This window comes from Thermostichus sp. MS-CIW-15, from assembly GCF_054060575.1.
The window spans coordinates 17,899-40,554 of sequence record NZ_JBSSDI010000004.1 but is presented as its reverse complement, the minus strand read 5'-3'; the positions used below and the strand labels follow the sequence as shown (position 1 = coordinate 40,554).

18 protein-coding genes and 1 tRNA gene are annotated in these 22,656 nt (G+C 58.5%); 4 read left to right on the top strand and 15 right to left on the bottom strand.

All coding sequences use genetic code 11. The annotated features are described in order from the left end of the window. Positions 1-69: 69 nt before the first annotated feature. The gene (locus ACVW0R_RS02290; protein ID WP_457501577.1) at positions 70-2,202 is read left to right on the top strand and encodes a caspase family protein; all 2,133 of its coding nucleotides are present in this window, start codon (positions 70-72) and stop codon (positions 2,200-2,202) included. Here the strand turns inward: ACVW0R_RS02290 and ACVW0R_RS02285 are convergent. From ACVW0R_RS02285 to ACVW0R_RS02265, 5 genes are all read right to left on the bottom strand, one after another. Next, complete coding sequence (locus ACVW0R_RS02285) at positions 2,199-2,870, bottom strand: DUF1614 domain-containing protein (protein ID WP_457501576.1); 672 nt, start codon at positions 2,868-2,870, stop codon at positions 2,199-2,201. The genes ACVW0R_RS02290 and ACVW0R_RS02285 overlap by 4 nt on opposite strands. A gap of 134 nt (positions 2,871-3,004) precedes the next feature. Then, entirely contained in the window at positions 3,005-4,336 is a 1,332-nt protein-coding gene (locus ACVW0R_RS02280; protein ID WP_457391298.1) for a hypothetical protein, read from the bottom strand. Positions 4,337-4,591: 255 nt separating this feature from the next. Further along, positions 4,592-5,521 carry an ABC transporter permease gene (locus ACVW0R_RS02275; RefSeq protein ID WP_414358445.1) on the bottom strand — a complete coding sequence of 310 codons (930 nt, stop codon included), beginning with the start codon at positions 5,519-5,521 and terminating at the stop codon, positions 4,592-4,594. 50 nt (positions 5,522-5,571) lie between these two features. Then, complete coding sequence (locus tag ACVW0R_RS02270) at positions 5,572-6,534, bottom strand: ABC transporter permease (RefSeq protein ID WP_414358333.1); 963 nt, start codon at positions 6,532-6,534, stop codon at positions 5,572-5,574. 146 nt (positions 6,535-6,680) lie between these two features. Further along, positions 6,681-8,420: a peptide ABC transporter substrate-binding protein gene (locus tag ACVW0R_RS02265; protein WP_457501575.1), complete on the bottom strand. Its 1,740-nt coding sequence runs from the start codon at positions 8,418-8,420 to the stop codon at positions 6,681-6,683. Positions 8,421-8,938: 518 nt separating this feature from the next. Between ACVW0R_RS02265 and ACVW0R_RS02260 the strand changes: the two genes are divergently transcribed. Then, positions 8,939-9,982 carry an ABC transporter ATP-binding protein gene (locus tag ACVW0R_RS02260; RefSeq protein ID WP_414358329.1) on the top strand — a complete coding sequence of 348 codons (1,044 nt, stop codon included), beginning with the start codon at positions 8,939-8,941 and terminating at the stop codon, positions 9,980-9,982. After that, positions 9,975-11,015 (top strand): ABC transporter ATP-binding protein, encoded by a 1,041-nt coding sequence (locus ACVW0R_RS02255; RefSeq protein WP_457391293.1) that lies wholly within the window; start codon positions 9,975-9,977, stop codon positions 11,013-11,015. Before ACVW0R_RS02260 ends, ACVW0R_RS02255 begins: the two co-directional genes overlap by 8 nt. 7 nt (positions 11,016-11,022) lie before the next feature. On the opposite strand, the gene ACVW0R_RS02250 is transcribed toward ACVW0R_RS02255, so the two are convergent. Then, positions 11,023-12,417, bottom strand: coding sequence for a malic enzyme-like NAD(P)-binding protein (locus ACVW0R_RS02250; protein WP_011429558.1), 1,395 nt, complete (start codon positions 12,415-12,417; stop codon positions 11,023-11,025). Positions 12,418-12,579: 162 nt separating this feature from the next. Between ACVW0R_RS02250 and ACVW0R_RS02245 the strand changes: the two genes are divergently transcribed. Then, positions 12,580-13,179, top strand: a complete 600-nt coding sequence (locus tag ACVW0R_RS02245) for a chromophore lyase CpcT/CpeT (protein WP_457501574.1) — start codon at positions 12,580-12,582, stop codon at positions 13,177-13,179. Between the two features lie 33 nt (positions 13,180-13,212). Here ACVW0R_RS02245 and ACVW0R_RS02240 read toward each other — a convergent pair whose 3' ends face one another. The 9 genes from ACVW0R_RS02240 to argC form a co-directional block, all read right to left on the bottom strand. Further along, positions 13,213-13,479 carry a hypothetical protein gene (locus ACVW0R_RS02240; protein WP_041438869.1) on the bottom strand — a complete coding sequence of 89 codons (267 nt, stop codon included), beginning with the start codon at positions 13,477-13,479 and terminating at the stop codon, positions 13,213-13,215. Positions 13,480-13,754: 275 nt separating this feature from the next. Then, a complete protein-coding gene (locus ACVW0R_RS02235) occupies positions 13,755-14,366 on the bottom strand; it encodes an ATP-dependent Clp protease proteolytic subunit (RefSeq protein WP_011429555.1) in 612 nt (203 codons plus the stop codon). 27 nt (positions 14,367-14,393) lie between these two features. Further along, positions 14,394-14,975 carry a Uma2 family endonuclease gene (locus ACVW0R_RS02230; RefSeq protein WP_011429554.1) on the bottom strand — a complete coding sequence of 194 codons (582 nt, stop codon included), beginning with the start codon at positions 14,973-14,975 and terminating at the stop codon, positions 14,394-14,396. Between the two features lie 17 nt (positions 14,976-14,992). Continuing rightward, positions 14,993-15,625: an ATP-dependent Clp protease proteolytic subunit gene (locus ACVW0R_RS02225; RefSeq protein ID WP_011429553.1), complete on the bottom strand. Its 633-nt coding sequence runs from the start codon at positions 15,623-15,625 to the stop codon at positions 14,993-14,995. Between the two features lie 148 nt (positions 15,626-15,773). Beyond that, the gene (locus ACVW0R_RS02220; protein ID WP_011429552.1) at positions 15,774-18,248 is read right to left on the bottom strand and encodes an ATP-dependent Clp protease ATP-binding subunit; all 2,475 of its coding nucleotides are present in this window, start codon (positions 18,246-18,248) and stop codon (positions 15,774-15,776) included. 119 nt (positions 18,249-18,367) lie between these two features. Further along, positions 18,368-18,441 (bottom strand) — tRNA-Arg (locus ACVW0R_RS02215). Positions 18,442-18,591: 150 nt separating this feature from the next. Then, complete coding sequence (locus tag ACVW0R_RS02210; protein ID WP_099812385.1) at positions 18,592-19,674, bottom strand: tocopherol cyclase family protein; 1,083 nt, start codon at positions 19,672-19,674, stop codon at positions 18,592-18,594. Positions 19,675-19,904: 230 nt separating this feature from the next. Continuing rightward, a complete protein-coding gene (locus ACVW0R_RS02205) occupies positions 19,905-21,440 on the bottom strand; it encodes a hypothetical protein (protein ID WP_457501573.1) in 1,536 nt (511 codons plus the stop codon). Further along, positions 21,374-22,480 carry an N-acetyl-gamma-glutamyl-phosphate reductase gene (gene argC, locus ACVW0R_RS02200; protein ID WP_099887228.1) on the bottom strand — a complete coding sequence of 369 codons (1,107 nt, stop codon included), beginning with the start codon at positions 22,478-22,480 and terminating at the stop codon, positions 21,374-21,376. Before argC ends, ACVW0R_RS02205 begins: the two co-directional genes overlap by 67 nt. Positions 22,481-22,656: the final 176 nt, after the last annotated feature.

Genomic DNA, 22,656 nt, shown 5'->3' with positions numbered 1-22,656 from the left:
AGAGTTGAGCTGCGGCTCGTTCGCCAACAGGGTGGCTGTTACGCCAGCGAGGCAGCCCACAGGGTTGACATGGAAAGGCGGTCTTTTCTACAAAAGTTACTCCTGGTTGCTGCCGGCCTTGGTCTCTCTCCCGGCTGGTTGGTGGGTCAGGCTGAGCGCTACGGGCAAGCTTTGGCGGCCAGCTCCCGCAAGTTGGCTCTCTTGATAGGCATTAACCGCTACCCCGGCGAGGGATCCCCGTTACAGGGGTGTGTCACGGATGTGGAGCTGCAGCGGGAGCTGCTGCGGTATCGCTTTGGCTTTGACCCGGCAGACATTCTCATCCTCACCGATGGAGCTGCCACTTCAAGCGCGATCCAGTCAGCCTTTGCCGAGCACTTGGGAAGTGCAAGTCAGACGGCTGAAACGGTAGTGGTGCAGTTTAGCGGCTACGGCCAATGGCGGGCGGGATCTTCGCCCGAGCGCTGGCAGCCGGCGCTGCTGTTGGCTGGCCCTGAAGAAGCGGCGGCTATGGGTCTGGAGCGCTTTTTCCAGCTTGTGCAAAGCTTGGGCACAGCCCAGCTCACGACCGTACTCGATTGTGGCTTTAGCTATGTTGCACCCGCAGTACGGGGCAACTTGCAACTGCGCTCCCGCCCGCCGAAAGTCCCCAAGGAAGTAGCCTCTACCTCCCCAGAGGCGGTGGCTCCCGGTCGCCTGCCTTCTGGTGAAGTGCAGCAGATTTGGCCCTCTCCGCCCAAGGGGTTGTTAATTGCCGCCACCACCCCCCAAGATTTGGCGGCAGAAGCCGCTTGGCCGGGATTTCATGCAGGGATACTCACCTACCTGTTGACGCAGTACCTGTGGGAGACCACACCTGCCACCCGCCTGCTGATAGCCTTCAACCAAGTGGCCGGTCAGCGGGAGCTGGGCCTGTTTGCTTGTCAGCGCCCCATCCTGGAGGGCAAAGAAACGGCTCGGCGCATCCCGCCCTACTTCCTCACCCCCCCTCAGGTGGGAGTCAGCGGCGCCATCCAGGAAGTGAAGGGGAATCGGGCCCAGGTGTGGCTGGGTGGGATCCCACCGGCGGCACTCTGCGGCTTGCAGCCAGGTACTCTTTTGGTTCCCATTGCTGCCGAGCCTTCCACCGCCTCGCCGGTGCCGCTGCTGATTCGTTCTCGCAGCGGCCTGTTGGCACAGGTGCAGCCGGCCAACGGGGAAGGTCAATTTCCCCCCGTGGGCACGCTGGTGCGGGAGCAGTTGCGCAGCCTCTCCAGCAGCCTCAAGCTTTTGGTGGGTCTGGAAGACAACTTAGGCCGCGTTGAAAAAGTAGATCTGACCAACGCCATCGCCGGCTACAGCTGGATGGAGACGGCCAACCCGCGCGAGCGCCAGGTGGATTGCCTGCTGGGCCGCATCACCCCCGAAATGGCCGCCGCCTTTCAATTGGACGCTCTGCCCAAACCCCTGGAAGTCAACAGCTACAGCCTCTTTTGGCCGGGGCGAGAATTGCTGCTCAATTCCTGCGGGCCGGCTGGGGAAGCTGCCGCTACGGCAGTGCAGCGGCTGGTGCCCCGTCTGGCCCATCTGCTGGCGGCCAAGCGCCTGCGGGCTACCCTCAACGCGGCAATCTCGCCGCTGGCGGTGGTGGGGGAATTGTCCACCAAGGGCAAACCCTTGCGGGGGTCACGGCTTGCCCAAGGGGCCGCTGCTCCTGGCGAGCCAGGCATGCCACGCTTTATGCGCGGGGATCCCCTCTATCTCACTCTGCGCAACGAGGGCGAGCAGGATCTGTTCGGGTACCTGTTGATGGTCGATTCCAGCGGGCAACTGCACCTGCTGGCCCCCATGCCCCAGGAGGACTTTGCCCTGCCGCTGCGCCTGGAGGCCAAGAGCAGCCTGACTTTGCCACCTCTGCCTGAGATGGCTGGCAATTCGCGCTCTGCCGTCAATCCCGATCTGCTCACCTGCCATGCCCAGGGGCTGACCGAGCTGCTGTTTGTGGCCAGCACTCGCCCCTTGTCGGCCAGCTTGGAAGCCCTCAAAACCATGGCCCGCAAGCTGGGGGTAGCCCGTTCGCCGCTGTTGCTCAATGGGCCGCTGGAATGGACGCAAATTCTCCTCGAGGAGTTGACCCAGCGTGCCCCCGAAGGGGATCCCGACTTGCGCTGGCTGGATCCCGGCCAGGCTGTTACCCTTTCCCTCACCTATTTGCTGGTTTAGCTCAGCAACAGGGCAAACAGGCCACAGAGAGCAATGCCATCGAAAACCCCGGCCCCGCCAATGCTGAGAATGCCCGAGCAATTGCGCCGCAGCACCTCCGGCAAGTGCAGCAGATCCGCTCCGATCACCGTGCCCAAAACCCCGCCAGCAAAGGCCACCGCCGGCGCCTGATCTCCAGCCCAGAACATGGCGGCCAAGGCTGCCGTAGCCGGGGCAATCAAGGGGTTCATTTGAATGCCGATCCCCGGCACCACGTGGGAAGCATAGTAGCTGACCAAGGTTACCAGCGCCGTCACCGCCAGGATCAGCACGCTGTCGGCCCGCCCAAATTGATATAGGGCCAAGAGCACCGGGATCAACCCCCCGCCCACGTTCAGAGCAACCACGGTCTCCTGAGAGATCTTGGCCAACGGGATCCCCCAGAATTGCCGCATCCACAGGCTGGCTAAGTCCTCCACCAGCGTCACCTCGCATTTCACTCGATAGAGGGGAATGTTGACCGAGCTGCCCACAAGCACTGCCAAGAGCAGCAACAACGCCCCATCTCGGGAAAAGCCCAATTTCCCCACTGCCAGCGCCACCACATCCACCGCCAACCCCAACCAAACTAGCGGCAGCAGCAGCAACAGCACTACAAACAACAACAGCGAGACCGGTAAGTAGAACATGGCAGGGATCCCTGGCGCTCGGGTGTCAGCTCCAGCCTATCAAGACTGAGTGTGATTTTTTCGGGCAAGGTCTGTAACCAGTGGGATCTCTATCCTTTGAATGAGAAATAAGTCTGCAATCGGCTTTACTCAGTCTATAGGCCGAAGATTTTGTTGCGAATATCATGAGCGATTTCAAGACCGGCACGCCAATCTCCAGCAGTCTTAGACAGGGTAATCAAATAACGTCGATCCCCATAAAAGCAAATCTTGATGTGAGGGGATTCTGAAACAAGCTCAAAACCAAAATTCTGAAGCTCTTTTTCGGCACGATTACTCCATTTTCGGTAGTCACAAAACCAGTGGTCTACAAATTCTCTAATGCTTTGGCGGCAACTGTCGCCCTCACATGCATCGTTACTCTGGATTAAGTCTTTAAGGATATGCTGAACTCGACTTTCTTGGTGCACTTGGTTAATTGCCCTGCGTAGAATTTCCAGGATAAAGCTCTTAGCCTCTTGTGGGTAAAAGTCTCTCTCATTTTCTAGCCTTAATACTATATCACACTCTGATAAGATCTGCTCTCTGTAACGTTTATCCCCTTTGCATTGGTACTGCACAGACAGAGTCTTTTGAAAACCTTCTACACTTAAATTAAGAAAATCTCTCTCCTCTTCAAGACTCTTGATCTTTTGGTTCCGGTCTTCTAGTTCTATCTCTAATTCTTGTAGTTTTTCATCTTTCTGTTGAAGCTGGCGTCGCAGATCTGAAAGCTGCCTTTCGTAACTTTGCCGCCACTGTTCTTTCTCCTCAATTTGCTGAAAGAGATCCCTGGCTCTTTGCTCTTGGAGTTGGAGCTTCTCTATCAGGCAGTTTTGCTCAGCTACCCGAGCTTCCAGGCTTGTGACTTGCTCGTTCTTCCGCTGGAGCTGAGCTTGTAGTTCAGAGAGCTGGCTTTCGTAATTGCGTAGTTGCTGCTTCCTTTCTTCTATTTGCTGAGAGAGATCCCTGATTCTCTGCTCCTGGAGCTGAAGCTTTTCAATCGAATGAGCCTGCTGAGCCAGTTGCGCTTTCAGAGCCTGGATTTGCTCATTGCTCTGCTGAAGCCGAGCTTGTAGCTGTGCAAGTTCGTCTTGCTTACTACGCAGCAGATGCTCTTTTTCCTGAACTTGCTGAGACAAATTTGTAGCGGACTGCCGCCATTTTTGCAGATCCACTAACAGTCTTTGGATCTCTTCCTCTTTTTGTGCAGCTTGATTCCCCGGTTCCAGGTTCTCTGCCTGAGCGCTTCGTAGCTGCTCTGGTGCCTGTCTCTGGGTTTCCTCATCCTTCTGTAGAAGCTGATCCTCCGTTTCCTGAAATTGCTCAAAGGAAGGACGAGGCAGCTCTAAGACAACCTGACCTCTTTGAGCCTGGGATCCTGCCAGTGATTTGTTACGCTCTACTTTCTGAGCCGCTACACTGCCAGCTCCTGCTACAAGAGCCACCGTGAGAGCTCTCCTAAAAGCTGGCTGAGGCAGAGAGGCAATGGCGGCAGCCGCGAGAGCAGTAACGATGTGGACGTTAAAGGGCTTAGCCATGACAACAGAGAGCGTTGGGCGAGAAGGAGTTGGAACTAAGGATAACCGCTGATGCCAGAACCGTGAAAGAAATACAAAAATTCTATATAGTATAATATTTTGAGGAGGAGTCCTTTGGAGCTTTGTTAAGTTTCAAAAAATCAGAAGGAAAAACAACGAACTTCACCGTTGCCGCATTTGCGGATCCAAGGCATCTCGCAATCCATCCCCGACAAAATTGATGCTCAGCACGGTCAAAAAAATCATCAGTCCGGGGAAGAAGGCCATGTGGGGCGCTTGCTCCAGGTAATTGCGGGCATCGAAGAGCAATCTGCCCCAAGTGGGCACATCCGGCGGGAACCCCAGCCCCAAGAAGCTCAGCGTTGACTCGGTGATGATCGCCGTCCCTACTGATAGCGTCGCCGCCACAATCACAGGGCTGAGCACATTGGGGAAAATATGCACCCAGATCAGCCGACGGGCCGGAGCCCCAATGGCGCGAGCCGCCAAGACAAAATCCATTTCCCGCACGCTCAAGAAGCTGGCCCGTACCAGCCGCGCCACCGACATCCAATTCAAGCTGCCGATCACCAGCACCACCAGGATAAAAATCCCCGTTTCTGGCCCTGCCAAGCGTCGCAAGCTCTCTCGAAACAGAAAGATCACCAACAACAACAGCGGCAATTGCGGCAAGGAGAGAAACAAATCCGTAAACCGCATCAGGGCCACATCGATCCAACCCCCATAAAACCCCGATATCGCCCCGATCAAGGTGCCCATCGTAATGGCCACCAGCATTGAGGTAATGCCCACTGAAAGCGATACTCGCCCGCCGCGCAACACCCGCGCCAAGACATCTTGTCCCAGGTCGTTGGTGCCAAAGGGATGGGCCCAACTGGGGGGCAGTTGAGAACGAGAAAAGTCGATCTGGCTGGGGGAAGCTGTGTAGATCAGCGGGCCCACCACACATCCCAAGATGATGAGCAGCAAGGTGGCCGTCCCAAACAGGGCCAGCCTATCCCGACGAAAGCGCCGCCAGGCATCCCCCCACAGGGTACGCGGGGGGCGTTCCTGAACGTTGGCTTGAGGGGGAGCAGGGATCGAAGCAGACATCGGACACCTCTAGAAGTTTGAGGGTGAAAGATTGTTGAAGAGCCGGATCCCTAGCGGGTATACTGCACCCGCGGATCCAAAATGCTGTAGAGAATATCCGCCACCAAATTGAAAATCACGATCAAGATGGCGTAGATAAAGGTGATGGCCATCACCACCGGCGTATCGCCCCGGAAGATGGAATCCACCAACAAAGCGCCGATCCCAGGTACGCGAAAAATCTGCTCTGTAACCAGCGCTCCGGTAAACACGGATGGAATATCCAGGGCCACCAGGGTTACCACCGGGATCAAGGCATTGCGCAAAATGTGCCGATTCACCACCACCCATTCTTGCAAGCCTTTGGCCCTGGCCGTCCGCACGTAATCCCGGTTCATTTGCTCCAGCATTGAGGCTCGCACAAAGCGCATCAGCACCGCTGCCTGGAACAACACCAAGACTGTCACAGGCATGATCGATTGGCGCACCTGGGCCACAAAACTTGCCCAATCGGTTACCCGCAGCGTGCTGTTGTAGATGAAGGGGAACCAGCGCAGTTGCACACTGAAAATGATGATGAACAAAATACCCGTAAAAAAGGTGGGCAAGGAAAAGCCAACAAAAGCCAGCGTCGTCACCACTTGGTCGAAGAGGGTGTAGCGCTTCAGGGCAGAGATCACGCCCAAAGGCACCGCCAGCAATGCGCCGATAATATATGCAGTGCCAACTATCCAAAGAGTGGTGGGCAACCGTTGCAAAATTAAGTTCAACACGGGGCTGCGGCTGGTAAAAGAAAAGCCCATATCCCCCTGCATAAAAGCCCACAGCCACTTCACATAGCGGATGTAAATCGGCTGATCTAGCCCCAAAGAACGGCGAATGTTCTCCCGTACTTCCGCAGTGATGGCAGGATTGGTGGCAAATTCTGCCATGGGATCCCCAGGTGCCAAAGCCAAGATGGCAAACACCACGATGCTGATGGCCAGCAAGGTGGGAATGGAGATCAACAGGCGATTAATCAAGTAGCGCGTCATAAAAACAAAGAGACAAAAATGAAAGCAATGCCATCATGGTAGGGATGTTGGCAGCAAAATGTTAGGGGAAAGCCTTTCTTGCCCAGAGAGGAAAAAAAGAGGCAAGGGATCCCTCCCTCACCCCCGCCCCTCCCCGACAGGATCCCCTAGGACTTGCGAGTCCAATCTTTGATGTTCCAAGGTTCCAGATCCCAGGGGGTGAGATCGATCCCTTCCAGGCTGTTGGCCGCTGCCGACGGGCTGGAGCGGTCGATCAAAGGAATCACCGCCACATCTTCTACTGTCAGGAAGTTGTTCATTTTCTTGATCTGCTCCTCCCGTTCTTTGGCATCGGTCATCGCCACCAGCTCGGCAAACATGGCGTCGTAGGTGGGGTTGCAATAGCGGGAGTCGTTGGACTTGGCCCAGTTGTTTTCTTTCTGGGCAATCTCCTCGCAAAGGTAACGGCGCAGGTAACTCGTCGGATCCGGGTTATCGTTGCCAGTGGTGTACATCTGTAGGTCAGCGTAGAAGTGGCCCAGGTTGTCGGGGTTGTTGGGTTCGCTGTCGAAGAAGATGCTGGCATCGATGCTCTTCAGCTCCAGGTCGATGCCGATCTTGCTGAAGTCTTGCTTGATGATCTCCTGAGTTTTCTGGCGCACCGGGTTAACAGAGGTTTGGAAAACCATGCGCATCTCTACACCACCTTTGTCCCGAATGCCGTTGTTGTTGCTATCTACCCAACCGGCTTCATCCAGCAGCGCTGCAGCTTTCTCCAGGTTGAATTCCCAGGGAGCGTTGGCCCGCAGGTTTTCGGGAGATAACACGTAGTCATTGGTGGGGGTACCGGCCACGCCGTAGATCTGATCGGCGATGGTTTGCCGATCCACAGCCAGGCTCAGGGCTTTGCGCACGTTCAAGTCCGTCAGGAACGGATGGGGCACATCCTTGTGGGAGCGTTGCCCGTCTTTCTCTACGTTGGGGTCGGAGAAATTGATAACGATCCGCTCCATGCTCGGGCCAGGCTTGGGAATGACCCGACCAATGCCTGTAGCCTCTAGCTGAGCGAGCACTGCAGCTTCTACCTGGGTGTTCCAGGCATAGTCGGCATCGCCGGTTTGCAGTACCGCCCGTGCCGCAGAGGTGGCATCTCCACCTCCCTTCAATTCCACGCGCTTGAAGAAGGGCTTGCCCTCTTCCCGAAAGTTCTTGTTGGCCACATAGACGATCACATCCCCTGGCCTCACCTCTTCGGTAATGTAGGGGCCAGTGCCAATGGGGGCCAGGTTGGCAGGGGCCTCGCGGGAGTTAGGGCCGTTGTAGTCTTTGAAGATATGTTTGGGAATGATCATGCCGTTGCTGCCGACAAAGGGCACAAACCAAGCCACCGTCGGCTTTTTGAAGGTGATTTTCACCGTGGTCGGATCCACAGCTTCCACCGAGGCAACATCGGCATAGTATTCGGAGGTAATCGCCCCCACTTCTGGGTTGGAAACGTACTCGTAGGTGAAGACCACATCTTCAGCGGTGAAGGGTTCTCCATCCGCCCAAGTGACCCCGCTCTTCAACTTCCAGGTGACAGAGGTCAGATCTTTGGCAACGCCGCCGTTTTCAATGCTGGGGATTTCTGCTGCCAAAAAAGGCACCATTTCACCACGGGCATCAAAGCTGGCCAGAGGCTCATAGACCAAGCGGCTGGCTTCAAAGTCTTTGGTTCCTGTGGAGAGGTGAGGGTTAAGCAGAGTTGGCGCTTGCCAGTACAGCAACCGCAGGGTGTCGTCGGCTTGGGCCTGGACGGGTATCCAATGCTGGTGAACCAGCAACCCTCCCACCACAAACAGGGGAATCAACCACAGCCGCAGCTTGACCAACCGCAGTCTCAGACGTTGGAAAGGATGAAAAGACATTTACACTTACCTCTTGTAAACAGACTCAGCTAGGGGACTGGCGCTATGGCCTCCAAGTCATCCCAGAGATTTTCAGCCTTTGACTGGCAAGAACCGGGTAAGGTTCCCCCCCGGCGGTCCGATTGAGGTCAACTTTGTTGGATGAGGGTTTGCCTCAATCAAGACCTCTTTTAGTCGGCAAGGTAGCAGATGGACGGGATTTTTCTGTAATTCGTTACACAGTATTGCCAGATCCCGCTTGCAGAGCCCTAGAGGGTTGGATTGCTGGGAATGGGGTTCCCCCGTTTGGTACAAATGGATACGCAAATGTCTGTAGAGATGAGCAAGAATGGTGGCAGGGTTTCGTCAACCCTTAGGTGCTGCTCGTCTTTAGGGTTGGACTTGAACTCGGTCGGGATTGAGCTTGAATTGGTTTGTGTCTAAATGGTTCTAAGGGATGCTGGATTTTTCTGGAAAAATTCGCCATATAAGGGGAAATCCTTTTCCTTTGCTGTAGCGGTGACAAGGATCCCAGGAGCATGGCGCGATTGTTAGAAGTATGGCGGCTGGAAACGCGGTTCTATACCCAGGATGGAGTGGTGAAGGCCGTCAACGGTTCCAGCTTTCACGTGGACGAGGGGGAAACTCTGGGCATTGTGGGGGAATCGGGATCCGGCAAAAGTGTCACCATGCTCTCGGTGATGCGGCTGATCCCAACACCGCCGGGCAAAATTGTGGGGGGCGAGGTGCTGTTTGCCGGCCAAGACCTGCTCAAGCTGAAAGAATCGGAAATGCGGCGCATCCGGGGCAACCAGATCGCCATGATCTTTCAAGACCCCATGACCTCCTTGAACCCTGTCTTGCGAGTGGGCCAACAAATTGCCGAGGCTCTGCAGTTGCACCTGGGCATGACTCCTGCCCAAGCACGGCAGCGGACTATTGAACTGTTACAAATGGTTGGGATCCCGGCAGCAGCCGAGCGGGTGGATCACTATCCCCACCAATTCTCCGGGGGGATGCGGCAGCGGGTGATGATTGCCATGGGCCTGTCCTGCCGCCCAAAGCTGTTGATTGCCGATGAGCCCACCACCGCCTTGGATGTGACGATCCAAGCCCAGATTGTGGAGTTGATCAAAGCCTTGCGCGAGGAGATCGGCATGGCGATTATCTGGATTACCCATGATTTGGCCTTTTTGGCGGGCCTGGCCGACCGGATCTTGGTTATGTACGCCGGCCAGATTGTGGAAGAAGCTCCGTTGCACCAGCTTTACAAAAATCCCCGTCATCCCTACACCATCGGCCTGCTGCAGAGCATCCCCCGCCTGGATGAGCGCCGCCGCGAAAAGCTGCAGCCCATTGAGGGCATGCCCCCGGATTTGGTCAACTATCCCAAGGGTTGTCCGTTTGCGGCCCGTTGTCGCTTCGTCATCGACCGCTGCTGGAGCGAAAATCCAGAGCTGGAGTCCGTTGGATCCCAGCATGCGGTGGCTTGCTGGGTAAAGCCGGAAGGAAAAGCCCATCTGCGGTCAGTGGCCGGTGTCGGCGGGGACGGTGAATCGCTGGAGAGGACGGCCCATGGTTGACCCCCCTTCTTTCCCGGCCAGCGCCTCTGTCGATGCTTGCCCACCTGAGACCGGCCAAGCCACCTTGGTGCGCGTCGAAAACCTAAAAGTGCATTTTCCCATTCGGCGGGGGCTAATCCTGCAACGACAGGTGGGATCCGTCAAGGCGGTGGATGGGGTGAGTTTTGCGGTGCGGCGGGGAGAAACCCTGGGGCTGGTGGGAGAATCGGGCTGTGGCAAGAGCACCCTTGGGCGAGCCATTTTGCAGTTATGTCGGCCCACCGCCGGGAACGTGTATTTTGGGGGTGTCGATCTGACCCAGCTCAGCCCGGAAGAGCTGCGCCGCATGCGGCAACGCATGCAGATGGTGTTTCAGGATCCCTATGCCGCTCTGAATCCCCGCCAGACGGTGGGGGCAATTGTGGGGGAGCCCCTGACAGTCTTTAGGGTGGCCGGGGGCAAAGCGCAGCAGGAGCGGGTCAGGGAGCTGCTGGAGGTGGTCGGCCTCAATGCCAACTTTGTCAACCGCTATCCCCACGAGTTTTCGGGCGGGCAACGGCAGCGGATTGTCATTGCCCGTGCCTTGGCTTTGAAGCCGGATTTTATTGTCTGTGATGAGCCGATCTCGGCTTTGGACGTGTCGATTCAGGCCCAGGTGATTAACTTGCTGCAGTCTTTGCAAGAGCAGTTCGGCCTCACCTATCTGTTCATCGCCCATGACCTGAGCGTGGTGCGCCACATTTCCGACCGGGTGGCGGTGATGTACTTGGGCAAGGTGGTGGAGCTGGCGGATCGCGACGAGATTTACCAAAATCCTCTCCATCCCTATACCCAGGCACTGCTCTCGGCAGTTCCCATTCCCGACCCGGAAGTGGAAGCCAGGCGCAAGCGGATCATCCTCAAGGGCGATGTGCCTAGCCCGGTCAACCCGCCCAAAGGATGCAACTTCCACACCCGCTGCCCTTGGGTAACAGAGGCGTGCCGTCAAGATCCACCCCCGGCATTTCGCGAGGTGAGCGCGGGGCATTTTGTGGCTTGTCACCTGGTGCCCTAGGTAGCCCTCAAGGGATCCCGGCCACTCCTGTTTGGCGGGCAGCTTGGATCACGGCGGCAGCCACCTGAGGAACTACCCGCCCATCGAAGACCGAGGGAATGATCCACTGGGGATCCAAATCTTCCGGTGGGATCAAATTGGCAATGGCCTGGGCGGCAGCCAGGCACATCTCAGTGTTGATCTGCTTGGCGCGGCAATCGAGAGCGCCGCGGAACACCCCTGGGAAGGCCAGCACATTGTTGATCTGGTTGGGGTAGTCGCTGCGCCCGGTGGCCATCACGGCGACTCGATCTGCCACCAGCTCGGGCTGGATCTCTGGCACCGGGTTGGCCAAGGCAAAGACAATGGGATCCGGCGCCATTTTCTCCACCATCTCTGGTGTCAAAGCATTGGCCACGCTCACCCCGATGAACACATCTGCTCCCACCAAAGCCTCTGCCAGGGATCCGCTCTCCTCAACGGCAACGGCAGCTTTCTCGGGGGTGAGGTCGGCGCGGGAGCGGCTGAGGATCCCTTGGCGGTCGCAGACCAGGATATGTCTGGCCCCGGCCCGTCGCAGCAGTTGAGTTACCGCAATACCGGCTGCTCCTGCCCCGTTGAGGACAATGCGCACCTCCTCTAGGCTTTTTTTAACCACCTTCAAGGCATTCAACAACGCTGCCAGCACCACAATGGCGGTGCCATGCTGATCGTCGTGGAACACCGGCAGGTTGAGACGGGCCTTGAGCTGCAACTCGATGGCAAAGCAGCGGGGGGCGCTGATGTCCTCCAGGTTGAAGCCGCCAAACCCCGGCGCCAGGCGCACCACCGTCTCCACAATTTCCCCCACCTCCTGGGTGGCCAGGCAGAGCGGGAAAGCATCGATATCAGCAAAGCGTTTGAACAGGGCTGCTTTTCCCTCCATCACTGGCAGAGCCGCCTCCGGGCCGATATTCCCCAGGCCCAGCACGGCGCTGCCATCGGTTACGATGCCAACGCAATTGCCCTTGATGGTGTATTCATACACAGCGCTGGGATCGGCGGCAATTTCCAGCGCCACCCGACCCACGCCCGGGGTATAGGCCATGGCCAGATCGGCGGCGCTCTCCAGGCGGCTTTTGGCCACCACCTGTAGCTTTCCCCCCCGGTGCAGCTCAAAGGTGCGATCCACCACCCGCTCCACTTTTACGTTGGGCAAAGAGGCAACAGCGGCGCGAATTTGCTCGGCATGCTCGCTGCTAACGGCATCCACGCAGATTTCCCGCACCGTTTCGGCTGCCGATTGGTGGATGAGGTCGATCTGGCTGAGGCTGCCTCCCACCTCGGCAATAGCTTGGGTAACACGGGCCAGCGCTCCTGGCTGGTTGGGCAGGCGCAGACGTAGAGCAATGCTGTAGCTGGAGCTGGGGGTGAGTTTTGTCATAGCTTTCTATAGTAGAAGAAAAATTGCCTTCAGCAGAGCAAGCTCCTCAACACTGAGCCCTCCGGTTCGGCACCCAACCTTCTCCCTCCGGAAGCAGGGTTGGGGGTGAGAATAACCCTAGGATCGAGAAATCCCGAAGACAGGCGATCCTCCTTCTTGCATATGACAGCTTCTGCTGCGGCAACTTCCGATTCCGACCTCAATACTTTTGCCGATTGGCTGGAAGGTTACTACAGCAACCGCGCCCAAGCCATGGCAGAACCGGTGTGGTTTGTACCGGTGAGCCTTTGGTACGTGCGCCTTCCCCACCTGTTTTCAGAAGGAATCGGCTTTTTTACCGAGCAATTTAACGAGCACACGCCGGGCCGGTTTTACCGCAGCCGGGTGCTGCAGGTATTGGCGGATCCCTTGCGGATCGAGAACTATAAGTTGCGGGATCAAGCGGCTTGGGCAGGTGCCTCTCAGGATCTGCAGCGCTTGGCGCAGCTTTCTCTGTCTGACTTGCAGCATTTGCCCGGTTGTCGCATCCTCGTAGAAAAGCGCGCAGACTGCTACCACGGCCAGATGCTGCCGGGCGCTGGCTGCCGCCTCAACCCCGGCGACAGCACCTACATCCACATCGAGTTTGACCTCACAGCCCAGGAATTCATCACCTGGGATCGCGGCTTCGACGCCACCACCGGCCAACAAACTTGGGGATCCCGCGCCGGCCCTTACCGCTACCAGAAAAGGATCTCTGTGGTATTTCCCCCTCGCCCCTAAGGGTTCGGAAAACTGTTGGGCTAGCTAGGAGGGCTATGGGAACAAAAAAGGAAACAGGTCGCGGAAACCCCTGCGCAGCTTGAGCAAAAAGATCAGCCGCTCCACCTCTGGAGAAACAGATCCGGTTTCGGGCCGGGCTGCCAGGGCTGCCTGGAGTTGCAGAGCTTCGCCAGCGGTGAGGGGCTGATTATCGACCGGAGAGCGAGCCTGCAAATCTGGCTGCGCCCGCAGCACCTCCTCAGGGATTTCAGAAGCCGGGGGCAAAGCCAAGGCCTGATTCGGCGGATACAGCAGGAACACCAGCAGACTGGCCCATCCACTGCTCCTTTTGACCCAATGCTTTCGGTTCACCGGATGCAAATCTCTCGGTCCACTCCGCCTTATCCTAGCTACCCCAGGGATCCTCAGCCCCTCTCCCGGCACCCTAGAACCAGTACCGTATAAGCCGGGGAACATCACACCTGCCGGAATCCAGGCCCGTCAAACGGTCAAACCACAGCGAGCCAGTCCTCAGCTCCCTAATCTTACTCGGGATCTTGCCCAGGCCGTCTTTTTGCAGCGAGCCAAAATCCCCCTTAGCCGGCCATTGCTTCCGAGCGCTCTTGGATCACTCGGTCTACAATGCCGTAGGCTTGGGCTTCCGTAGCCGAGAGGTAGAAATCCCGCTCCACATCCCGCTCGATTTTCTCCAGCGGCTGGCCAGTCATTTGCGCCAAGAGCTCATTCATACGCCGCTTGACCCGCAAAGTTTCGCGGGCGCGAATTTCGATATCGCTGGCCTGACCTTGGATCATCCCCAGGGAAGGCTGGTGCAGCATGATGCGGGAGTGGGGCAGGGCAAAGCGTTTTCCCTTGGTGCCGGCAGCCAGCAAGAAGGCCCCCATCGAGGCTGCTTGGCCCACGCAAACGGTAACAATGTCGGGCTTGACGTGGTTCATGGTGTCGTAAATGGCCATGCCCGCCGTTACAGAGCCACCAGGAGAGTTGATGTACATCACAATATCCTTTTGCGGATCCTGGGAGTTGAGGTAGAGCATCACCCCCACGATGGTATTGGCCAGGTTGTCGTCGATGGGCTCGCCGATAAACAAGATCCGCTCTTGGTACAGGCGGTCGTCGAGGCTGATCCACTGGCTGTAGGGCTCACCGGGCAGACGGTAGGGAACGCGAGGCACTCCAATCGGCATAAGTTTCTCCTGGCAAAGTACAGAACACTACACAGAACGATGCGCTTGCAAGAGGTCTTGCGCGCTCAAATCTAGCTGGGGCAAAACCGAGGAAACAATGCGTTCAGGGCCGGTTTTAACCTCGTCTTCGTATTCCCCGCCAACCCAGCGCGACACCGACTGCTTGGCGGGATCCACAATCCAGTATTCCAGGATCCCACGGGCAGCATAGTCTTTGCGCTTGTCTTGATAATCACGTTTTTCATTGTCTATTCCAGGAGAAACCACTTCCACCACCAGCAGCGGCGGGGGCATGGGCAGCCGAAGGGTTCCGCGACCGTTCCCCAGCAAGCTCACATGGTCAGGATGTAAAACCATCACATCTGGGTTGCGAAACCGAGCCTTGGCTGCGGGCACTTCGACCTCAACTTGGCCCAAGCTCAGGCGTTGGACGGGCAAAAACTTGAGCAATTCCGCAATCAGAAACAGCTCAATGAGGGTGTTAATGCGCTCCTCAGTTGGCACTTCCCGAATATACCCGTCTTCAAGTTCAAGCCGTCCTTCATAAGGCCAGCTTTTGAGGCGTAGGTACTCCTCCGCCGTTAAAGGCTGTACAGGGACCTGAACCATCGACGGATCCCTCTGCTTCAGCTTTTGGCTGTTGCCAACTTCGGCAGGGCTTTGGAGCTGGTCAACACCTGATCGATAAGACCGTAGGCTTTGGCCTCTTCCGGAGTCATGAAAAACAGCCGCTCCGTATCCTTCTTGATGCGCTCTATGGGCTGGCCCGTGCTGCGAGATAATTCCTCCAGCATCATGTTGCGCAAGGTCAAGATCTCGCGGGTGCGAATTTCAATATCGCTGGCCTGTCCACGGGTGCCCCCATACGGCTGATGCAGCACGATCGTGGCATTGGGCAAACTGGCCCGGAACCCCTTGGCGCCCGCCGCCAACAGCATGGCCGCCATGCCAATGGCATTGCCAATGCAGATGGTATGCACCGGCGGCTTGATGTAGTTCATCGTATCCAGAATGGCAAAAGCTGCCGTGTCGTAGCTGTAGGTGCCCGTCGAGTTGATGTACATCTTGATCGGCTTTTCCCGATCCTCGTACTGCAAATACAGCAATTGTTCCACAATCAGCTTGGTGACGTTGGCATTCGCCTCCTCGGCCAGGGGCAGACCCAGATAGACAATGCGCTCTTGCAGCAGCAGCGAAGCCAAATCGGGAGGCGGAGTCCGAACCGGAGCGCCGCCATAGTAGTAGGTCGATTGCACCATGCCAAAGTTCTCCTACGGCCAATCCCTTGACTCTAGAGACAACTTCCTAGAACGACAGCACAGATGAAGGACAAGAGCAAGGGATCCGAGAACAGCAGCGGATCCCTTGTCTTCCTAAGAACCAGAACCTGAAGGGGAGGCGGCAGCTTTACTCCGCTCCCTGGGGCAAGAGCACCCGCTCCGGCTCCGTGACCAGCACCTTGGGCTTACGCTCCTCGTCCACATCGATGAGGACTTCTGATCCCTCTTTGACGTGGCCAGTCAAGATCTCTTCTGCCAGGATGTCTTCCAACAGGCGCTGAATAGCACGGCGCAGCGGACGTGCCCCATAGCTGGGGTTGTAGCCCTCCTCCACCAGCAGATCCTTGAAGCGATCGCTGACCGTGAGGTAAATCTTCTTCTCCTTCATGCGGTCGAACACTTCCTTGAGCAGGATGTCGGCGATCTGCTTCACTTCCTCCTTGGTCAGTTGCCGGAAGACGATGATCTCGTCCACCCGGTTGAGGAACTCGGGGCGGAAGTACTGCTTCAGCTCCTCGTGCACCAAGTTGCGGATGCGGTTGTAGTTCGCATCTTCGTCGTTGGTGTTGAACTCGAAGCCGAGGCTGCCACCACCCTTCTCGATGACCTTCGAGCCAATGTTCGAGGTCATCACGATCAGGGTGTTTTTGAAGTCCACCGTGCGGCCCTTGGCGTCGGTCAGGCGGCCGTCCTCCAGGATCTGCAGCAGCAGGTTGAACACGTCCGGGTGGGCCTTCTCGATCTCATCGAAGAGCACCACCGTGTAGGGACGGCGCCGCACCGCTTCCGTAAGCTGCCCCCCCTCGTTGTAGCCGACATATCCGGGCGGGGATCCGATCAGCTTGCTGACCGTGTGCCGCTCCATGTACTCCGACATGTCGAGGCGGATCATAGCCGACTCGGAGCCGAAGAAGTAGGCCGCCAGGGCTTTGGTCAGCTCGGTTTTGCCTACCCCTGTTGGGCCGGAGAAGATGAAGCTGGCGATGGGACGGTTGGGGTTTTTCAGCCCCACGCGAGCCCGACGAATGGCCCGCGAGATGGCCCGCACCGCCTCATCTTGGCCGATGATGCGCTGGTGCAGGGTTTCCTCCATGTGCAGCAGCTTCTCCGACTCGCTCTCGGTCAGCTTGGCCACTGGCACGCCCGTCCAGGCGCTCACCACTTGGGCGATGTCCTCTTCGGTGACCTCTGGCATCTCTTGGCGGCTGCTTTCCTCGGCTTTTTTGGCCGCCGCAATGGCGCGGATCTGCTGCTTGATCTCCATCTCCCGATCCCGCAGCTCGCCGGCCCTGTCGAAGTCTTGGGCCCGCACCGCGGCATCCTTCTCCTTAAGCACCCGCCGCAGCTCCTGATCCAGCTCCCGCGCCGCCGGCGGCAGTTGCGAGTTGATCAGGCGCACCCGCGAAGCCGCCTCGTCGATGAGGTCGATGGCCTTGTCCGGCAGGAAGCGGTCAGAGATGTATTGGTCAGCCAGCTTGGCCGCTGCCTCCAAGGCCGCGTCGGAGATCTTCAGCTTGTGGTGCTGCTCGTAGCGCTCCCGCAGGCCAAACAGGATCTCGATCGTCTCTGAAACGCTCGGCTCGCCCACCATGATGGGCTGGAAGCGACGCTCCAGGGCGGCATCCCGCTCGATGTGCTTGCGGTACTCATCCAGCGTGGTGGCGCCGATGCACTGCAGCTCGCCGCGGGCCAAAGCCGGCTTGAGGATGTTGGCGGCATCGATGGCCCCTTCGGCAGCCCCGGCTCCAATGAGGGTGTGCACCTCGTCGATGACCAGGATGATGTTGCCGGCGTTGCGGATCTCATCCATGATCTTCTTGAGGCGCTCCTCAAACTCGCCGCGGTACTTGGTGCCAGCCACCAACAGGCCGATATCCAGGCTGACCACCCGCTTGTCGGCCAAGATGTCGGGCACGTCCCCCTGCACGATGCGCTGGGCCAGACCTTCGGCGATGGCGGTCTTGCCCACGCCCGGCTCGCCGATAAGAACGGGGTTGTTCTTGGTGCGGCGGCCCAAGATCTGGATCACGCGCTCGATCTCCCGCGTCCGACCCACCACGGGATCCAGCTTGCCCTCTTGGGCCAATTGGGTGAGGTTGGAGCCGAATTCGTCCAGGGTTGGCGTCTTGGTGCGGCTGGAAGACCCACCCCCTGCCGTCACTTCGGCGGTCTCGCCCAACATGCGGATCACCTGGGTGCGCACCTTGGACAGATCCACCCCCAGGTTTTCCAGGACGCGAGCAGCTACCCCTTCCCCTTCGCGGATCAGGCCCAGGAGCAGGTGCTCAGTGCCGATGTAGTTGTGGCCGAGCTGGCGAGCTTCTTCTAAGGAGAGCTCCAGCACTCGCTTGGCGCGGGGAGTGAAAGGGATCTCGACGGCCACAAAGCCGGATCCCCGGCCAATAATTTTCTCGACTTCAATGCGGGCGTCCTTCAAGTTCACTCCCATGGACTTGAGAACTTTGGCGGCGACCCCAGTGCCCTCGCCGATTAACCCCAACAAGATTTGCTCGGTGCCAACGAAATTGTGACCCAACCGTCTGGCCTCCTCCTGGGCCAGCATGATCACCTTGATGGCTTTTTCCGTAAAGCGTTCAAACATGATCCTCGGGCTCCCTACGCCTGCATCAAGGCAGACTTGATAGGCCTAATCCTAACACAGGATTCAGGCCAACTAAGGGACGGTAAATACCCCAGACGAAAAATCATCTGGGATCGTGACGCGCCTGGAGAGATTTGAACTCCCGACACCGTGGTCCGTAGCCACGTGCTCTAGTCCACTGAGCTACAGGCGCAAGCTATCTACCTGCAAGAAAAGCGGAACAGCCACGGTTGAAGACCCGTCTCTCCTATCCAGAGATGGAAGCTTATCAATGTGGCTTAGGTATTCTAGCACAAGAGCGTTTTTTGGGAAGTCCAACGGGGGTGTAGATATCCGCCAACGTTCAACAATGCCCTGGCCAGGATCGCGGAACTTCTCCCCCCACCTCGAGGCCGGCTTGGGAGCTGCTGGCCGCAAGCACCTGCGTCCAGACCTGGCCGTTGCGCTGCCACAGCCGCACCTGCAGATGGCCGGCCAGGGTGTCGCGGCAGTTGCGCCGCATCCCTTCCGGGCCAGGGGTGAAGACGGTTTGCCCAGGCCGCTGGGTGTGACCTTCCAGTTGGATGCACCAACGGGCGTCTTCGCCGCGCACCTGCCAGGATCCCCAGGGATCCACCTGCCAGGTTAGCCGAGCTTGGCCGGGCCGCCACTCCAAAAAAGGCTGGGATCCCCCGCCGTGCAGGCTGATCAGGGCGACTTCTTCGGGGCGGGTGAGCACCTGCCGCTCGGCTCCGGCGCAGGTGAGGCTGAGGCCGGAATGGTTGGGAAAGGCGTTGCACTGGATCCAAAACCAGCGGCGAGGGAAGCTTTGTCCCCAGTTTTTTTCGGCGTAGGCGGGGGCCTGCTCGAATTCGAAGCGCCTGCCCCGCCACTCCACCCAGCCGCTGGCCAGGCCGTGGCTCATCAGGATCTGCCAGCCCGGCTCGAAGATGGGCAGATAAGACCAGGCTCCCATGGTGGCCCGCGGCGGGATCCCGTAGGCAGAGCAGAGTTGAATGCGATAGAGCCAGCGGATGGCCTCGCCTCTGACAGGATCCGGCAAAATCCCCTGGTTGAGGTGGGCGGTGTATTGGTAGCCGCTGGCGGTGTGTTGGAAGAAGGTGAGGGGCTCCTGCAGCCCTCGCCAGCTCTCGCCTGGCCCGCCAGCGTGCCCCAAGGCCAGGTGCCGCCAACTGGCCCAGAAGCGCTGTGGATTGGGGAAGGTGCGCCAATGCAGCTCCTCGTCTGGCCCCAACACCTGCGCCATGCCTCCCCGCCTGGGGTCGATGGCGTACATGAAGGCAAAGCTGAGGGGCGGATCCCCAGGTAAAGTGACCCGGCTGTACCAGCCCTCGAAAAACGGCTCGGCACAGCCATCCCAGTGATAGCCGCCATGGGGCAGGGATCCCCAGTCCGTTGAGCCGTTTTGCTTAAAGCACTCTGCCACCGGAGAGCAACTCCCTCGAGAATCGCCAGAAGATAGAAAAAAGTCTATAGCTACCAAAAGAGCAATTGTATTTTTTCTATGTCTGTCTGCTTTTAGGATATCAACCAAGCTGAGATTTTAAGTCCAACTTTTTGGGACTTTTCGGCCTTAAGTTTGTGCCCTATGCGATGCTGAATACGCCCGCAGATGGGGGCACTTCGGCTGAGGGGGTAGGGTACGCCTGCGCTAGGTTAGTCGTCCGACGGTTCTATCTTGGGATCCAAGCTCTTGGCGGTAAGGCGCAAGGCTTCCGCCTGATCCATCACTCGAGGCGCTTGCACTGCCGTCTCAACCCCTTGCCGATAGCTCTCCCACAAGGGCATTTCCGGGTAGGTTTGCTGCAATTTTTTGATCTCATCTAGCAGAGCGCCCAGCCAGCCAGACGTACCCCAGGTGAGCAAAAACTGCAAGGGATTCCAGAGGTTGAGTTGCCGCCCCAATTCGTTGAGGCTTTCGTTGCGAATGGGCGGGTCGAAGATGTCGGCCACCGTCATCAACTGGCGCGCCAAGAGCGGCCTGAGGGTTGTCTCAGCAGCCTCCACAACGGCGGGAAGAGCGGCTTGGATGCGCTCGGGACTGGGAATGTGCCGGGCCTGGGGCAAAGCTTGCAGCAGCAACTCCAGGCGTCGCCCCGCCTCTGCCGACTCCAAAGCCGATTCTAGGGTTGTGCCCACGCTGAGAAACACTTCTCCCGTCAACAGCCGCACGGCGTCGATAACCAAGTGGTACAGGGGCGGGATCGCCAGCTTGATCCACTCGCTCTGGAAAAACTCCCGCAGCCGCCGCGCCAGATAGTCCCCCACTTGGGTGGTTTGGATCCCCACTTGGGTGAGGGAGAGGTACCAGTCGGGGGGGGATCCCTTGGGATCAAGCCACTGGCGCAGAGTTTGCCATTCCTCTTCTGTGAGGGCAGTTCGCCCCTGTTTTAAGACGCTGCGCCGCAGCTTGCCCTCGGCATTCAAGAGCTTGCGCAGCTCCGGTGTGCCCAGCAAAGAGAGGGCGCCTGCGGATCCCACGCTGCCGATCTCGACAGCAATAAGGGCGGCCAAGAGGGCGGCTGAGGCTTCCACTTGGATCTCGCCGCTTTTGTCCATCACCAAAGGTAGGCGGCTGTTGCCATAGGCCCGCAGGCTCATCGCCTCCAAGGTAGAGCGCTGCTCAGAGGTCAAGGCCCCCGCCCAGGCAGGGATGCCGTTGGTGGCTGCTTCGGGGTGTGGTGGCTCCTGCAGGCTGTGATACAGCAGGCTGGCCACCCAGGCTCGGTCGGCGGCCCGTTCCAGAGAGCCGATGACCACCTCCCATTGGCAGGGGTTGAGCAGAGGCAAAAGCGCTTGCAGCTCTCGCCGGAGGGGCTCTGGAGAGGTTGTGGCTCTGGCTTTGTCTAGAGTTGCCTGCAGCCGATCTCGCGCCTCGCGGCACAGGCCGCCCCACTCCAGTTGCAAACGAGCTAGGGTTTGCTGCAGGGTTTCTTCAGAGCGCCGGGGCAGCTCCTGCCAGCCCGCTTCCAGTTGCCGCCACAGCCCCTCCCAGTTCAGGTCCCCCGCCCTACCGGATGAAGGTGGAGAGTTCGCCGGCGCGGCGGGCCTGTTGGGATCAAGATTGGGGGAGAAGAGGTTAGGCATGGGCAAACTGGGCTGCAGGGGAATTACCGGCATTATAGCTAGGGGTAAAAGGCAAGCTGCGGTAAGCCCAAGGTTTCCGGCCACCCCATCATTAGGTTGAGGCATTGCACCGCCTGCCCGGCCTGTCCCTTCATGAGGTTGTCGATTACCGACAGGACAATGACTCGGTTGGTGCGGGTATCCACTTCCACCCCGATCATGCAGGTGTTGGTGCCGGCAACCCACTTGGTTTGCGGGTAAACGCCGCGGGGCAGCACCTTGACCCAGGGGGATTGGCGATAGAAGGCGTTGTAAATGGTGATGAGATCTTCGCCCACAAGGCCGGGATCCCGCAGGTTGGCGTACAAGGTGACGTGGATACCCCGCACCATCGGCACGAGGTGGGGCGTAAATTGTACAGTGATGGGAGTGTGGGTGAGGTCACTGCAGGCCTGCTCGATCTCGGGTGTGTGCCGGTGTTGGGCCACGCCATAGGCCCCCAGAGAGCCATCTACCTCGGCAAATAGGGATCCCAGCTTGGGGGTGCGGCCCGCCCCCGAGACGCCCGATTTGGCATCGAAAATAAGGCTGTCCAGCTCCACCAACCCCTGCCGCAGCAGAGGGGCAACCGCCAACAGGGAGGCCGTGGGGTAGCAGCCGGGGCAGGCTACCAGTTGCGCTTGGGCGATGGCCTCCCGGTAGAGTTCTGGCAGCCCGTAAACCGCCTGCTCGTTGGCCTGGCGATAGGCAGGGCTAGGCCAGTTGGGATCCGTCTGCCCCAGGCGATACCAGGATTGGTAGGTGGCCAGGTTGCGAAAGCGATAGTCTGCCGAGAGATCTAGAACTTTGCACCCTTTGGCTAGCAAAGGCGGCGCCAGGTCTGCCGCCAGGCCGTTGGGCAGAGACAAAAAGACAACGTCGCTGCTAGCAGCAATGGCCTCCACATCCACAGGCTGGATGGTCAAATCCACCGCCTGGGCCAAGTGAGGATAGAGATCCCCGTAGCGTTTGCCGGCGCTGTCTTGACCGGCCAGGTAGGTGATCTGCGCGCCGGGGTGTTCGCTGAGCAGCCGCGCTAACTGCACCCCTCCATACCCGGAGGCCCCGACAATGGCGACACGGACGGGATCGGTGGGAGGAAGAGAACGAGGCGCCGTAGTGGCCATGGGGGCTGCCTGTGCAGAATTGCAAAACTGACGGTTTGCCTTACTATTTATCGCATTTGCCGCTGCCTTGGTTGAACTCACCTGCTCTGTTGGGCTCAGTGTTGCCTGAGCCGGGAGTTATACTGGGCTCACGCGAGCCGCCCAAGCCTCGGCAGCCGCCTTGGCTGTTGAGGTCT

Excerpts from the sequence above, each read along its gene's own strand:
- ACVW0R_RS02290 (WP_457501577.1), top strand. The coding sequence starts at position 70 with ATGGAAAGGCGGTCTTTTCTACAAAAGTTACTCCTGGTTGCTGCCGGC.
- ACVW0R_RS02285 (WP_457501576.1), bottom strand. The coding sequence starts at position 2,870 with ATGTTCTACTTACCGGTCTCGCTGTTGTTGTTTGTAGTGCTGTTGCTG.
- ACVW0R_RS02275 (WP_414358445.1), bottom strand. The coding sequence starts at position 5,521 with ATGTCTGCTTCGATCCCTGCTCCCCCTCAAGCCAACGTTCAGGAACGC.
- ACVW0R_RS02270 (WP_414358333.1), bottom strand. The coding sequence starts at position 6,534 with ATGACGCGCTACTTGATTAATCGCCTGTTGATCTCCATTCCCACCTTG.
- ACVW0R_RS02265 (WP_457501575.1), bottom strand. The coding sequence starts at position 8,420 with ATGTCTTTTCATCCTTTCCAACGTCTGAGACTGCGGTTGGTCAAGCTG.
- ACVW0R_RS02260 (WP_414358329.1), top strand. The coding sequence starts at position 8,939 with ATGGCGCGATTGTTAGAAGTATGGCGGCTGGAAACGCGGTTCTATACC.
- ACVW0R_RS02255 (WP_457391293.1), top strand. The coding sequence starts at position 9,975 with ATGGTTGACCCCCCTTCTTTCCCGGCCAGCGCCTCTGTCGATGCTTGC.
- ACVW0R_RS02250 (WP_011429558.1), bottom strand. The coding sequence starts at position 12,417 with ATGACAAAACTCACCCCCAGCTCCAGCTACAGCATTGCTCTACGTCTG.
- ACVW0R_RS02245 (WP_457501574.1), top strand. The coding sequence starts at position 12,580 with ATGACAGCTTCTGCTGCGGCAACTTCCGATTCCGACCTCAATACTTTT.
- ACVW0R_RS02235 (WP_011429555.1), bottom strand. The coding sequence starts at position 14,366 with ATGCCGATTGGAGTGCCTCGCGTTCCCTACCGTCTGCCCGGTGAGCCC.
- ACVW0R_RS02230 (WP_011429554.1), bottom strand. The coding sequence starts at position 14,975 with ATGGTTCAGGTCCCTGTACAGCCTTTAACGGCGGAGGAGTACCTACGC.
- ACVW0R_RS02225 (WP_011429553.1), bottom strand. The coding sequence starts at position 15,625 with ATGGTGCAATCGACCTACTACTATGGCGGCGCTCCGGTTCGGACTCCG.
- ACVW0R_RS02220 (WP_011429552.1), bottom strand. The coding sequence starts at position 18,248 with ATGTTTGAACGCTTTACGGAAAAAGCCATCAAGGTGATCATGCTGGCC.
- ACVW0R_RS02205 (WP_457501573.1), bottom strand. The coding sequence starts at position 21,440 with ATGCCTCAACCTAATGATGGGGTGGCCGGAAACCTTGGGCTTACCGCA.
- argC (WP_099887228.1), bottom strand. The coding sequence starts at position 22,480 with ATGGCCACTACGGCGCCTCGTTCTCTTCCTCCCACCGATCCCGTCCGT.